Origin of the sequence: Enterobacter sp. 342 (assembly GCF_036663495.1) — a bacterium.
Classification (GTDB): Bacteria; Pseudomonadota; Gammaproteobacteria; order Enterobacterales; family Enterobacteriaceae; genus Enterobacter.
The window spans coordinates 89,268-103,774 of the sequence record NZ_JAWUEI010000006.1; the positions used below are offsets into that span (position 1 = coordinate 89,268).

Genomic DNA, 14,507 nt, shown 5'->3' on the forward strand with positions numbered 1-14,507 from the left:
GATGCATATAAACCAGGCCGTTTTCAATAGCCTGATACCCCATTTACAGGCAAGTGCTGGTATAGCCACTTTCACTCACCTCAACCCAGCCGCGTGCCATCAGCGAACGCATACAGGGAACTTCAATAAGCTCTGTACTCATGAGAGCATTCCGGATCAATGCGTAATCAGAATTATGGGCAATCGTGATACATCCCTCAGATACCGTACCCGGATGCAGCCGAAACAAACCCCGGTAGACGTTATCAATCCAGGTACCATCATCGATTCCCCAGTCATCCTTGTATAAAGCAAACCACTCATCGCGGCCAAATTCTGCACCAGATCTCACCTTGTTCCACCGATCCTGAACCTTCGCTTTTAATCCTGAAAAGAAACCTCCAGTCCCTCTGTCAACAATCCAGTATTTACCTGGGGGAATTGGACCCGATCCTTTGACTGCACCACATAATCCATTGTTTCTGTAAATTCCCTGCCCGGAATGCGCCATAAACACGCCAACGCCGTGCAGGTTAAAAGGCGCATAGTCAGCACCGTTAAGCAGCATTGTTCCTTTTAAGGCCATATTTTCTCCTTAGTATTTTAATAAGAGAAAAAGCAGCCTACGCCTGATGTGGGTACAGATATTCAACTCACATCATATTTCTGCGCTGCTGATTTTTTTAAGAAAATGACCTGACAATTTTTAATCACTCTTGCGGCTGTAATGTTAGTAAACACTGAATAAATAATAAACACGGCTCAGGCAACAAAACGCTATGCCTACTTCTCTGGCACACGCTCCGCAATTCCCGCTATAATCCCCAAAATTTCCCATCGGTTTAGAAACAATCATGACAAAACTCACCTTACAAGAGCAGATGCTGAAAGCAGGCTTGGTCAGCAGCAAGAAAGCGGCGAAAGTGCAGCGCACGGCAAAGAAATCACGTGTTCAGGCACGTGAAGCGCGTGAAGCAGTAGAAGAGAACAAGAAAGCACAGATCGAGCGCGATAAGCTGCTGAGCGAGCAGCAAAAACAGGCGGTGCTGGCGAAAGAGTTTAAAGCCCAGGTGAAACAGTTGATTGAGATGAACCGCATCACCGTGGCGAAAGGCAACATCACCTTTAACTTTACCGATGGCAATCTGATCAAAAAAATCGAGGTTGATAAGCAGACCCAGACTCAGCTGATCAACGGTCGTCTGGCGATTGCGCGCCTGGTGATTAATGCTAATGGTGACTGCGAATACGCGATAATCCCGGCAGTGGTGGCCGATAAAATTGCCCAGCGCGATGCCGACAGTATCGTCTTAAACAGCTCTCTGAGTCAGGAAGAGCAGGATGAAGACGATCCATACGCGGACTTCAAAATCCCTGACGATTTGATGTGGTAAATCAGATTCAGAACGGGGCGGGGTGACGGGCGTTAACCGGCTCTCCGCTCACAGGATGAATAAAATTCAGTTCGCTTGCATGCAACATCAGCCGGGATGTTCCTTCAGCTCCCGGCGCTTCAAGACCACCATACAGATCGCAGCCCAGAATGGGGTGCCCCAGTTGCTGGCAGTGAATACGCAGCTGATGGGTTCGCCCGGTTTCCGGGGTGAGTTTCACTCGCGTTAACGGCAACCCTGAATCCTGATAAAAACGCGCCACCACCTGATAGCGTGAACGTGCAGGCTTGCCGTTAATGGCGCAGATCGACATCAGCGGAAACAGCGCCGGGTCTTTGGCAATTGGCGCGTCTATTATTCCCTCGTCATTTTCAACATGTCCGCAAAGCAGGGCGCTGTAGACTTTCTCTACGTTGCGCTGGCTGAACTGTTGGCACAGTGCCGCATTGATGGCTTTATTGCGCGCAATCACCATCAACCCGGAGGTACCGAAATCAAGACGGTGCACCAGCGTGCAGCCAGGAAACGTCTGGACCAGACGATAATGGACTGAATCGAGGTTTTGCGGATTTTTGCCTGAGAGGCTGAGCAGACCGGAAGGCTTATTGATCAGCAGCAGATGTTCATCCTGCCAGAGGATCTCGATGTCGTCGTGACACGGTGGGGCAATAAAAGAATCGATAATCGCAGACATCAGGCCGCCCGGCTGGAGAGTGGGAGCGGATGATAACGAAATGCGGAGAAAAGAAAAACCCTCCCACCGGGCGGTGAGAGGGGAATATCTTAAGCGGCTACGAAACTGTCGATAGCGGATTTCGCATCGGTCTGGGCTTTGGTCGCCATTTCAGGACCGTAGGCAATACCTTCAGCGAACACGAAGTTCACATCAGTGATACCGATGAAGCCCAGGAAAACGGTCAGGTATGGTGCAACCAGGTCGGTTGGGGTGTCTTTGTGGATACCGCCACGGCTGGTCAGCACGATCGCGCGCTTACCTTTCACCAGACCTTCCGGGCCATTTTCAGTGTAACGGAAGGTTACACCAGCACGCGCCACCAGGTCGAAGTAGTTTTTCAACTGGGTTGGGATGTTGAAGTTGTACATTGGGGCGTTGATGACGATAACGTCGTGCGCCTGCAGCTCAGCAATCAGTTCGTCGGACAGGGCCAGAGCTTCCTGTTGACGTGGGCTCAGTGGTGCATCGCCTGGACGCAGCGCGCCAACCAGTTCTCCATCCAGCACAGGAATTGGGTTTGCAGCCAGGTCACGCACGGTGATTTCGTCAGCAGAATGCAGTTCACGCCACTGTTCAACGAAGTAATCAGACAGCTGACCAGACTGAGAGTACCCTGCCAGAATACTGGATTTCAAAACTAATACTTTGCTCATGGGTGATTCCTGTTATTGCATTTGATTGAAGGGGGTTGCCCCGTTGCTTGTTGACACTCTATTCACAATCCTGCCATAGAGATAGCGCAATATATCGAAGCCTATGTTCGAATTTTTTGAATAAGGCGCTGAAAGCACCAATGTGGTACTCTATAGCAATCATTAAAAAGAGATTTTACCTGGCAGTGCACTGCCCGTTAACGCTATGACAGAACAACAAAAACTCACCTTCGCGATGCTCATTCAACAGCTTGATTCGCTGACTCTGCGTGATAAACAGCGCTTTGCCCGCCGTCTGCACGGCGTGAAGAAGGTTAAAAATCCTGATGCACAACAGGCCATTTACCAGGAGATGGCAAAAGAGATTGAACAGGCGGCAGGGAAAGTTGTGCTGCGTGAAGCTGCGCGTCCGGCGATCAATTACCCGGATAACCTGCCCGTCAGTCAGAAAAAACAGGATATTCTCGAAGCCATCCGTGACCACCAGGTGGTGATTGTCGCCGGCGAAACCGGTTCGGGGAAAACCACCCAGTTGCCGAAAATCTGTATGGAGCTGGGGCGCGGAGTAAAAGGGCTGATTGGCCACACCCAGCCGCGTCGTCTGGCGGCCCGTACCGTCGCGAACCGTATTGCCGAGGAGCTGCAAACGGAGCCGGGCGGCTGCATCGGTTACAAGGTGCGATTCAGCGACCACGTCAGCGATAACACCATGGTCAAACTGATGACCGACGGTATTCTGCTGGCGGAAATCCAGCAGGATCGCCTGCTGATGCAGTACGACACCATCATTATTGACGAAGCGCACGAACGCAGCCTGAACATCGACTTCCTGCTCGGCTATCTGAAAGAGCTGCTGCCGCGTCGCCCGGATCTGAAAATCATCATCACTTCCGCAACTATCGACCCGGAACGCTTCTCGAAGCATTTCAACAATGCGCCGATTATAGAGGTATCAGGACGCACCTATCCGGTAGAAGTGCGCTATCGTCCGATTGTGGAAGAGGCGGATGATACCGAGCGTGACCAGCTGCAGGCCATTTTTGATGCCGTTGACGAGCTGGGTAACGAAAGCGCGGGCGATATCCTGATCTTTATGAGCGGCGAGCGTGAGATCCGTGATACGGCAGATGCGCTCAGCAAGCGCGACCTGCGCCACACGGAGATCCTGCCGCTTTACGCCCGTCTGTCAAACAGCGAACAGAACCGCGTGTTCCAGGCGCACAGCGGGCGACGTATCGTGCTGGCGACCAACGTGGCGGAAACCTCGCTGACCGTACCAGGGATCAAATACGTTATCGACCCAGGCACGGCGCGTATCAGTCGTTATAGCTACCGTACTAAAGTTCAGCGCCTGCCGATTGAGCCGGTTTCCCAGGCCTCCGCAAATCAGCGTAAGGGCCGCTGTGGTCGTGTGTCAGAAGGGATCTGTATTCGTCTTTACTCTGAGGACGATTTCCTGTCGCGTCCGGAATTTACTGATCCGGAAATTCTGCGTACCAACCTGGCGTCCGTAATCCTGCAGATGACCGCCCTGGGGCTGGGCGATATCGCGGCGTTTCCGTTCGTGGAAGCACCGGACAAACGCAACATTCAGGACGGCGTACGTCTGCTGGAAGAGCTCGGCGCCATTACCACCGATGAACTGGCAACGGCCTATAAGCTGACACCGCTGGGCCGCCAGCTCAGTCAACTGCCGGTCGACCCGCGTCTGGCGCGTATGGTGCTGGAAGCGCAAAAACACGGTTGCGTGCGTGAAGCGATGATCATCACCTCGGCGCTCTCCATTCAGGATCCGCGTGAACGTCCGATGGACAAACAGCAGGCTTCTGATGAAAAACACCGCCGCTTCCACGATAAAGAGTCTGATTTCCTCGCCTTTGTGAACCTGTGGAACTATCTCGGTGAGCAGCAGAAAGCACTCTCCTCGAACCAGTTCCGTCGCCAGTGTCGCGTGGATTTCCTCAACTACCTGCGCGTACGCGAGTGGCAGGATATCTACACCCAGCTCCGCCAGGTAGTGAAAGAGCTGGGTATACCGGTCAACAGCGAACCGGCGGAATACCGGGAGGTGCATATCGCGCTGCTGACCGGTTTGTTGTCGCATATCGGGATGAAAGACGCCGAGAAGCAGGAGTATACCGGTGCACGTAATGCGCGCTTTTCCATCTTCCCCGGTTCCGGCTTATTCAAAAAACCGCCGAAATGGACCATGGTGGCGGAGCTGGTGGAAACCAGCCGTCTGTGGGGGCGCATTGCGGCACGTATCGATCCGGAATGGGTAGAGCCGGTAGCGCAACATCTGCTGAAACGCTCGTACAGTGAGCCACACTGGGAGCGTGCGCAGGGCGCGGTAATGGCAACTGAGAAGGTGACCGTCTACGGTCTGCCAGTTGTTGCCGCGCGTAAGGTTAACTACAGCCAGATTGATCCGGCGTTGTGCCGCGAGCTGTTTATCCGCCATGCGCTGGTGGAGGGTGACTGGCAGACGCGCCACGCCTTCTTCCGCGAAAACCTCAAGCTGCGCGCCGAGGTGGAAGAGCTTGAACACAAATCCCGTCGCCGCGACATACTGGTGGATGATGACGCGTTGTTTGAGTTTTACGATCAGCGCATCAGCCATGATGTGATCTCTGCCCGTCACTTCGACAGCTGGTGGAAGAAGGCCAGTAAAGAGACGCCAGACCTGCTCAACTTTGAGAAGAGCATGTTGATTAAGGAAGGGGCGGAGTCAGTCAGCAAACTTGATTACCCGAACTTCTGGCATCAGGGCAACCTTAAGCTGCGTTTGACCTATCAGTTTGAACCAGGTGCAGACGCGGATGGGGTGACCGTACACATTCCGCTGCCACTGTTAAACCAGGTGGAAGAGAGCGGGTTCGAGTGGCAAATTCCTGGCCTGCGTCGCGAACTGATCATTGCATTAATCAAATCGCTGCCGAAACCGGTGCGCCGCAACTTTGTGCCAGCACCAAACTATGCCGAAGCGTTTTTAGCCCGCGTCACACCGCTGGAACTGCCGCTGCTGGATGCCCTGGAGCGAGAGTTCAGACGCATGACGGGCACGACCATCGACCGCGATGACTGGAACTGGGATCAGGTGCCCGATCATCTGAAAATCAGTTTCCGCGTGGTGGACGATAAAAACAAAAAGCTGCAGGAAGGGCGTTCCCTGACCGAACTGAAAGAGGCGTTGAAAGGCAAAGTCCAGGAGACGCTATCTGCGGTTGCGGATGATGGTATCGAGCAGAGCGGATTGCACATCTGGAGTTTTGGTCAGCTTCCGGAAAGCTATGAGCAGAAGCGCGGTAACTATAAGGTGAAGGCCTGGCCCGCGCTGGTCGATGAGCGCGACAGTGTGGCGATCAAGCTGTTTGATAACCCGCAGGAACAGCAACAGATGATGTGGCGCGGTCTGCGCCGCTTGCTGCTGTTGAATATTCCGTCGCCGATTAAGTATCTGCACGAGAAGTTACCGAACAAAGCCAAACTGGGACTGTACTTTAACCCATACGGTAAAGTGCTGGATCTGATCGACGACTGTATCTCCTGCGGCGTGGACAAACTGATCCACGAGGCGGGTGGTCCGGTCTGGACCGAAGCAGGTTTTGCTCAGCTTCATGACAAGGTACGCGCGGAGCTGAACGACACGGTGGTAGATATTGCCAAACAGGTCGAGCAAATCCTCACCACCGTTTTCAATATCAACAAACGTCTGAAAGGGCGTGTGGATATGACCATGGCGCTGGGGCTGTCTGATGTAAAAGCGCAGATGGCCGGGCTGGTGTACCGTGGGTTTGTCACCGGGAACGGCTTTAAGCGACTCGGTGATACGTTGCGTTATCTGCAGGCGATTGAAAAACGGCTTGAGAAAATGGCTATCGACCCACACCGCGATCGTGCCCAGATGTTGAAAGTGGAGAGCGTGCAGCAGGCGTGGCAGCAATGGCTGAACAAACTTCCTCCGGCACGTCGCGACGATGAAGACGTTCAGGCAGTCCGCTGGATGATCGAAGAGCTGCGTGTCAGCTTCTTTGCTCAGCAGCTCGGTACGCCGTATCCGATTTCGGATAAACGTATTTTGCAGACAATGGAGCAGATTTCCGGTTAAAACGCGGTTTTCTCCCTCTCCCTTTAGGGGGCAGAGGGAGAGGGCCGGGGTAGGGCATCAGCCCGCACTTTTTTCACCCGTTTACCATCGCCAGCGTAAACCCGTCCCACCCCTTAACCCCCACCGTCTGCAACGCGGTGGCGGTTAAACGGGGATTGTCCCCAATCATCTCGATAAACCGACGAACACCCTGCACGCGCGCATCGTCACTTTGCTCGTTAATCACTTCGCCCTCGCGCACCACGTTATCACCAATAATCAACGTCCCTGGGCGGGAGTAGTGCAGCGCCCATTCCAGATAACCTGGGTTGTTTGGCTTATCTGCATCAATAAAGATCAGGTCGAATGGCGGTATATCACCGAAATTCTCGAGCGAGTTCAGAGCCGGGCCTTCTACCAGTTCAATACGGTTGTTTAGCCCCGCGAGGTGGATATTCTGGCGGGCAATTTCGGCATGGGTTGGATCCGCTTCAAGCGTAATCAGCTTTCCGTCTGGCGGCAGAGCGCGAGCCATCCAGATGGAACTATAGGCACCGAGCGTGCCAATCTCAAGAACACGCCGCGACTGCGTCAGACGGACAAACAGCGCCAGCAGTTGACCCTGATTGGCCGCTACATCGTGTTCGGGGAGCCCGCCGCGTTTGTTGTTTTCCAGTACCTGACGCAAGACATCATCTTCAGGAATAAGCGAAGAAATCATGAAATTATCTACTGCTGACCACTGTTGTTGCATAGATTGGCTCCTGAGAGTAAAAACTGGGGGCGAAATAGGGATCTGGTAATCGTAGCACTTCAGGCATTGACCCTTCGTAAATCTGGCCCCGAAGTTCCCTGTAAAATCGTTCACGGTATAATTGAGCCGAACTGGATACTTTTTTAAACAGCATACGCAACAGAATGTTTTGAGTGATAGAAAACCAAAAGCATAATAGGTAGATACAATCCGATTCGGCGCTCGCCTGTACTTTATTAGCCAGAAGCCGTCCCCCTGAAGAGACTCACAGGAGAAGTTCACCATGGATCAGACCCATTTCCCCATTCTGCCTGATGCCACGCTGACGGCGATTAATACTCTCGGCACATGGCTGGCGCAGGATGATCTGAGCGGTTCCCGTCAGAACCCGGATGTCGACAGGGTGATTCTGGCAGGAAACGCGGTCATTCCGACCATTGATGCGGCCTGCCGTATCGCCGCGCAAAACGAGATCCCGTTGCTGATTAGCGGCGGGATCGGTCATTCGACCGCGTTTCTATATGCGGCTATTGGCAGTCACCCGCGTTATCACACGATACCGGTCTCGGGGCGGGCGGAAGCCAGTATTCTGGCCGACATTGCACGCGAATTCTGGCAGATCCCTGAGGGTCGTCTGTGGATCGAAGATCAATCCACCAACTGTGGTGAAAACGCGCGTTTTAGCTGGAACATACTGAAACAACATCAGCGAGCTACCGGGCGGGTGCTGGTGGTGCAGGATCCGACGATGCAGCGACGTACCATGGCGACGTTTGCCCGCGTGTGCCGGGATGAACCCGTTGCACCTCAGTGGATAAGCTACCCGGGTGTTACACCGACACTGCAGAACGGCAAAGATGGGGTGGAATTTAGCGAGGGCAACACCGGAGTGTGGCCCGTTGACCGCTACCTGTCACTGGTACTGGGGGAACTGCCGCGACTGTATGATGACGTTAACGGCTATGGTCCTGCCGGACGTGATTTTATCGCTCACGTTGATTTTCCTGATGCCGTGACTGAAGCATGGGCATTGTTACAGCAGGATCCGATCCTGAAAAACGCCTTATCCCGGCGCTCGCTTCTCTGAGCATCCTGCTTTTCCCCCTCCGCGAAGAGGGGGAAGGCATTACAGTGCGGCGTACTTATCCAGGGTGCGCACCAGCTGCGTCACAAAACCATATTCGTTGTCATACCAGGCGACGGCTTTCACCAGTTGCAGATCACCCGCTTCCGTTACCTCGGTCTGCGTTGCATCAAATACCGAACCAAAGTGCGAACCGATCACATCTGACGACACAATCTCTTCATCAGTATAACCAAACGATTTATTTCCCTGTGTCGCCTTTTTCAACGCGGTATTGATCTCCTCAACCGTGACCTTTTTACCCAGAATGGCGACAAGTTCGGTAACGGAGCCGGTTTTAACCGGTACGCGCTGTGCGTGGCCTTTCAGTTTGCCACTTAAGGCGGGGATAACCAGACCGATGGCTTTCGCCGCACCGGTGGTATGCGGAATGATATTTTCTGCCGCCGCGCGTGAGGCACGAAGATCTTTCCCGCGTGGCCCATCTACCAGCGCCTGGGTACCGGTATAGGCGTGAATAGTCGTCATGGTACCGACTTTGATTTCAAAGGCATCATGCAGAGCTTTTGCCAGTGGGGCGAGGCAGTTGGTGGTGCAGGAGGCGACGGAAATGATGGTATCACTGGCGTCAATGGTATCATCGTTCACATTATAAACGATGGTTTTCATCTCTCCGGCAGGGGCAGAGATAAGCACTTTCTTCGCGCCTGCATCCAGATGCGCTCGTGATTTTTCTTCGGAGGTGTAAAAGCCGGTGCACTCCACAACGATATCCACACCTGCGGCTTTCCATGGAATATGTTTCGCCTCTTTTTCGGCGTATACCGCAATGGTTTTACCGTCAACAATCAGCGCATCTTCGGTGAAATCCACGCTCCACGGGAAACCACCGTAGTTGGAATCATGCCTGAGCAGATAGGCCAATACTTTGGGAGAGGTGAGGTCGTTGATGGCGACGACGGTGTTGCTGTCCTGGGTTTCAAGAAGGCGGCGCAGTACAAGGCGTCCAATGCGTCCAAATCCGTTAATGCCAATTTTACTCATAGTGTTCTCCTGTGAACGTGTCGATACGACAGTTTGAACTCATCCAGGCTTAGACCATGACGGGCAGGGCGGCAATTGAAGATGCTTCATGCGTGAGGAAGTATTTGAAAAACCATACAGAAAAATTAATGAATTTTTAAGGAAAGGGGATTATGTTGACGCGATATCTGTTTTTTTCGGGAAATCCCATGCGCACTAAATATACAAGCCTGCAAATCGCTATTCACTGGCTGGTGTTTCTGTTAATCATCGTGGCTTATTGCGCGATGGAGTTTAAAGGTTTCTTCCCGCGTACCGCTCGGCCATTGATCAATATGATCCATGTCTCATGCGGTATCACCATTCTGGTTCTGATGGTGACGCGTCTGCTGGTTCGTCTCAAATTCCGCGCGCCACCGATTCAACCAAAGCCAAAAGCGATGGTGACGGGGATGTCTCATCTGGGGCACCTGGTGGTGTATATGCTGTTCATTGCGTTACCGCTGATTGGTATTGTGATGATGTACAACCGGGGCAGCGATTGGTTTGCTTTTGGCATGGTGATGCCGCATGCGGCGGAATCCAATTTTGATCTGGTAGACGTGCTGAAAGAGTGGCACGAGACGCTGGCAAACCTGGGCTATTTTATGATTGGCCTGCACGCACTGGCGGCACTGATGCACCACTATTTCTGGAAAGATAATACCCTTCTACGCATGATGCCGAAAAAGCGTCAATAAATGCGAAAACAGGCCGGGTAAGCGCAGCGTCACCCGGCTTTTTTTTTAGCGCAGTTGAGCACGCTCTTCAGTAGTTAACGCCAGCGCTTGCGTTGATCCGGTTTCAGACGATTTCACCGCGGCTTCCAGTACAGCCATTACCGCTAATGCCTCGACAGGATGAACAGGATTGGTGATTTCCCCAAGAATCGCATCGCGTACATTGATGTAATACTGGCGCTGATCACCTTTCGGGGTCGCAATAGTCTGCTGAGCACTGTCTGCGCCAAAGAACACCATACTGTCGCTATCTTCGCCCCAGGTTTCACTGCCGGGAATCACCCCTGAGAGTAGCTGCGCTTCCTGCTGATCGATTCTGGCTTTTACCACGCTGCCCTTGTCTCCGTGGACCGTAAAGCGTGCAGTTCCGCCGGCAACCAGCATGCTGGCATGCAGAATGACTTTATGTTCCGGATAATTTAAGACCACGTGCGCCCAGTCATTAACCTCAGCACCGTCGCGCAGTGTCGCGATATTCCCCTGTACTGACTGTGGCAGACCAAAGAGCTGTAGCGTCTGGTCGATCAGGTGCGGACCCAGGTCAAACCACAGACCGCTCCCGGGTACGTTCTGCTCGCGCCAGCGTACGCGCACTTCAGGACGGAAGCGGTCAATATGCGACTCCAGATGTTTAATTTTGCCGAGCGTGCCTTGCTCAATAATCTGCTTAATGCCGAGAAAATCACTGTCCCAGCGACGGTTGTGGAATACAGAGAGCAGAAGCTGCTTTTCATCCGCCAGAGCGATCAGATCCCGGGCTTCCTGCATATCGAGCGTGAAGGGCTTATCCACGACCACATGTTTCCCTGAGTTCAGGGCCAGGGTCGCCAGTGGGGCATGCGTGGCGTTAGGGGAGGCAATGACTATCAGATCGACATCCGGATGCTGAATGGCCTCTTCCGGTGTTGCTACCACCTGAACATCCGGAAGATCGCGTTTTACTTTCTCTTCATCACGAGAAGAGACGACCGCCAGCTTAAGTCCATCTACAGACTGGATCAGCGGAGCATGGAAGGTTTTGCCGACAAATCCATACCCGATCAGTGCAATGTTGATTGTTTTCACTTTACTCATGACCTTCTCCACATTAATTCGCGCAAACCGTGACCTGCAATGCGCTATGGTCCCCAAGCTCAGGCCAGGGACGATCTATAAACAGTTGTTGGATGTTGGATAACCCGGAAACCAGATACGGTTCGCAGCGATTGACTTTCAGGTGGTCGGCGACGATCCAGTGTGCGTGGCTGGCGGCAAGCATCGCGCGCTTGACCTCCGCATCCGCTTCTGTACTGGCACTCAGACCGAGTTCGGCATGAATCGCGCACGCCCCGAGAATCGCGATATCTGCACGATAACGGGACAGTAGCGACAGGGTGGCGCTTCCGGCAAACAGGCGTTGCTTTTGGTCCCATTTCCCACCGAGCAGGATAAGGTCAATATTTTCCCGGTCGCTAAAATGCTGGGCGATATCCAGCGAGGTGGTGATAACGGTGAGCGGCCCCTGAAGAAAGGTGGCAACAGCCATCACCGTGCTTCCGGCATCCAGAAACAGGGTGGAGCCCGGTGGAACTGCCTGCGCGACCTGCTTCCCAAGACGCTGTTTGGCTTCAGGCAGCAACGTATTACGGCCCTGACGATTCATGGCGGAAAGATTAAGTGCAATAGCCCCGCCATGATTCTTCTGCGCAAGGCCCTGGTTTTCAAGGTCAGTCAGATCACGCCGGATGGTGTCTGCTGAAACCTGAAGCTTTTCTGCCAGTTCAGTGATACTGGCCTGGCCTTGCTCACTAATAATATCAAGTACATATCGTTGACGAGCGGTTTTGTGCATGAGGTAATCCTGCAAAATACTGCAATAGTTCGCATAATACAGCATTTCAACGCAGAGAGAAGCACAATGTTGTCATGAAGGTGCGCTAATGGGGTAATGGTTCAGGTGGGTGATTATTAAAATTTTATTAAGTGGTTATAAGTAAACGGTTTTAAATGTTAATCACATTGTTATTGTTATGTTTTATTTAATGATTTGGATTATGTAACTATCTGAGTGTGTTTGTGTGGTGTAATATCTTGAGAAATATAAATTTATCAAAATAAAATCACTTAAAATAGTTTATTAATAACCTATTGTTCCGCCATAAAGGCTATCACTACTTAAATTGACACTTCTTTGAAAATCTTTGTGTCTGACCCGCGAGGAAATTAACGCAAAAATGTACACAGTGCGAATTAGGAATTTTCCTTAAATAACAGGGGGTTTATATGTTTCATTTGAAAGTCTATTTTCAAGGTTTTGTCCAGAAACCCCATGTTTTTTCTTACTTGTAACACCACATTAACATTGTGGGTGTAGTTGCCTATACCGCATTTTGTTATGCTGCTAACCAGTTTAAGAAATAAGTAAATTCTTAATTGAAATAAGTTGCAGAAAGATCTCATCTCCAATGGAAATGGGCATGGGAGGTATTACCTAAAATTCAGAGAGGAAGCCAAATAAGATATTTGTCTAATTATCTATACCTCTTTTTGGGTATTTGTTTGAGTGTCGCTCAGAGTCAGGGAGATAAAATGACGGTATTGAGAAAACCTAAGTTACTTCGATATGCAGCCGCGATGGCACTATTTTCAGTGGCCATAAATACCGCTTGTGCCAATAGTGGTCAGGTGGGCATTGCCCAGGTTTCAACAACAACTTTAAAAGAAAGTATTCTTTTTGCTATCGATCGCGATCCGTCAATTAGTCAGCAGGCCGCGCAATTAGGTATCGGTCAGGCACAAATAGATGAAGCGCGCAGCGGTTGGATGCCACAAATATCGTTGAACGGGAGTACGGGACACAGTCAGACCACTGACTCCAGCGGGTCACTGAAGAATTCCGCCGCCTGGGGGCTGAGCCTGACACAACTGCTGTACGATTTTGGCAAAACCAATAACAGCATCAATCAGTCTTCCGCCCAGCGGGATAGCTACCGTTACCAACTGATGGGCACGCTTTCGGATGTAGCGGAAAAAACGGCGCTGAGCTATGTAGAAGTCAAACGCTATTCCGATCTTTTGCAGGCAGCAAAAGAGAATGTACAGGCGCTCAAAAACGTCGAACAACTGGCAAAACTGCGCGCTGATGCAGGTGTGAGTTCCACATCCGATGAGCTCCAGACCCGCACGCGTATTGCCGGCATGCAGGCGACGGTGGCTCAGTATCACGCCGCTCTGAACAGCGCACGCGCCAGGCTTGCGGTATTAACCGGAATGCAGGCAGAGGCCTATTCACCGGTGCCAGCGAATCTTGCTGTGGAACCAGATTCGCTCAACCGCATCGATTATTCGCTGATACCGGCGGTGATGGCTGCGCAGAACATGGAACGGTCTGCTCAGTATGGCGTGGAAACGGCAAAGTCCCAGCACTGGCCGACGTTAAGTCTGAAAGGGGGACGCACCCGTTATGAATCGGACAACCGTTCTTACTGGGACGACCAGATACAGCTCAACATTGATGCCCCACTGTATCAGGGGGGCGCGGTTTCCGCTCGCGTTCGGCAGGCGGAAGGGGCACGAGCCATGGCTTCCTCTCAGGTCGATCAGGCGCGCTTCGATATCCTGCAAAAAGCTTCCGTAGCGCAGGCGGACTGGACCGGCGCACGGGGAAGAATGGAAGCCGGGAAGCAACAGCTGGAAAATGCACTGCGCGCCCGTGATGTTTATAAAAATGAATACACCCTGAGCAAGCGGAGCATTAACGATCTGCTCAGCGTTGAACAGGATGTCTGGCAGGCCACGTCAGCGAAAATAATCGCTGAGTATGATGGCTGGAGTTCGGCAATTAATTATGCTGCCGCGGTTGATAATTTAATGCCGCTTATTGGAGTAGAGAAAAACGCCGCCGCAAAACTACCCGATTTGAGTTAAAAATAGACGCATATTGTTGCGAAAAATAAGTCTGAAAATAATGGGTGATTTTTCCCAGGGATAGCTACATCCATCTGGTGGACATATCCACAGGAATCCGTACACCTGCAAG

12 protein-coding genes are annotated in these 14,507 nt (G+C 52.1%); 5 read left to right on the forward strand and 7 right to left on the reverse strand.

The annotated features are described in order from the left end of the window. Positions 1–43 precede the first annotated feature (43 nt). Entirely contained in the window at positions 44–565 is a 522-nt protein-coding gene (locus V6E55_RS07055) for a DUF2778 domain-containing protein (protein ID WP_316942458.1), read from the reverse strand. Between the two features lie 268 nt (positions 566–833). Here V6E55_RS07055 and V6E55_RS07060 point away from each other — a divergent pair, with 268 nt between their 5' ends. Then, complete coding sequence (locus V6E55_RS07060; RefSeq protein WP_114977306.1) at positions 834–1,373, forward strand: DUF2058 domain-containing protein; 540 nt, start codon at positions 834–836, stop codon at positions 1,371–1,373. A gap of 7 nt (positions 1,374–1,380) precedes the next feature. Here the strand turns inward: V6E55_RS07060 and V6E55_RS07065 are convergent, their stop codons facing one another. Both V6E55_RS07065 and azoR read right to left on the reverse strand, forming a co-directional pair. Next, on the reverse strand, positions 1,381–2,067 hold the full coding sequence (locus V6E55_RS07065; protein ID WP_316942459.1) for an RluA family pseudouridine synthase: 687 nt from the start codon (positions 2,065–2,067) through the stop codon (positions 1,381–1,383). Between the two features lie 89 nt (positions 2,068–2,156). Beyond that, the gene (gene azoR / locus V6E55_RS07070) at positions 2,157–2,762 is read right to left on the reverse strand and encodes an FMN-dependent NADH-azoreductase (protein WP_316942460.1); all 606 of its coding nucleotides are present in this window, start codon (positions 2,760–2,762) and stop codon (positions 2,157–2,159) included. A gap of 205 nt (positions 2,763–2,967) precedes the next feature. On the opposite strand from azoR, the gene hrpA reads away from it, so the two are divergent. Next, complete coding sequence (hrpA, locus tag V6E55_RS07075) at positions 2,968–6,870, forward strand: ATP-dependent RNA helicase HrpA (RefSeq protein WP_316942461.1); 3,903 nt, start codon at positions 2,968–2,970, stop codon at positions 6,868–6,870. Between the two features lie 73 nt (positions 6,871–6,943). Here the strand turns inward: hrpA and V6E55_RS07080 are convergent, their stop codons facing one another. After that, positions 6,944–7,603, reverse strand: a complete 660-nt coding sequence (locus tag V6E55_RS07080) for an O-methyltransferase (RefSeq protein WP_316942462.1) — start codon at positions 7,601–7,603, stop codon at positions 6,944–6,946. 283 nt (positions 7,604–7,886) lie between these two features. Between V6E55_RS07080 and V6E55_RS07085 the strand changes: the two genes are divergently transcribed. Next, the gene (locus tag V6E55_RS07085; RefSeq protein WP_316942463.1) at positions 7,887–8,690 is read left to right on the forward strand and encodes a YdcF family protein; all 804 of its coding nucleotides are present in this window, start codon (positions 7,887–7,889) and stop codon (positions 8,688–8,690) included. Positions 8,691–8,729: 39 nt separating this feature from the next. Here the strand turns inward: V6E55_RS07085 and gap are convergent, their stop codons facing one another. After that, complete coding sequence (gap, locus tag V6E55_RS07090; RefSeq protein WP_028017482.1) at positions 8,730–9,731, reverse strand: type I glyceraldehyde-3-phosphate dehydrogenase; 1,002 nt, start codon at positions 9,729–9,731, stop codon at positions 8,730–8,732. A gap of 188 nt (positions 9,732–9,919) precedes the next feature. Here gap and cybB point away from each other — a divergent pair, with 188 nt between their 5' ends. Further along, complete coding sequence (cybB, locus tag V6E55_RS07095; protein WP_114977301.1) at positions 9,920–10,450, forward strand: cytochrome b561; 531 nt, start codon at positions 9,920–9,922, stop codon at positions 10,448–10,450. A gap of 45 nt (positions 10,451–10,495) precedes the next feature. On the opposite strand, the gene V6E55_RS07100 is transcribed toward cybB, so the two are convergent. Together V6E55_RS07100 and V6E55_RS07105 are read right to left on the reverse strand one after the other, a co-directional pair. After that, positions 10,496–11,563: an oxidoreductase gene (locus tag V6E55_RS07100; RefSeq protein ID WP_316942464.1), complete on the reverse strand. Its 1,068-nt coding sequence runs from the start codon at positions 11,561–11,563 to the stop codon at positions 10,496–10,498. Positions 11,564–11,576: 13 nt separating this feature from the next. Next, complete coding sequence (locus V6E55_RS07105) at positions 11,577–12,320, reverse strand: DeoR/GlpR family DNA-binding transcription regulator (RefSeq protein WP_114977299.1); 744 nt, start codon at positions 12,318–12,320, stop codon at positions 11,577–11,579. 782 nt (positions 12,321–13,102) lie between these two features. On the opposite strand from V6E55_RS07105, the gene V6E55_RS07110 reads away from it, so the two are divergent. Next, positions 13,103–14,395, forward strand: a complete 1,293-nt coding sequence (locus V6E55_RS07110) for a TolC family outer membrane protein (protein WP_410493439.1) — start codon at positions 13,103–13,105, stop codon at positions 14,393–14,395. The last annotated feature ends 112 nt before the right edge of the window (positions 14,396–14,507 follow it).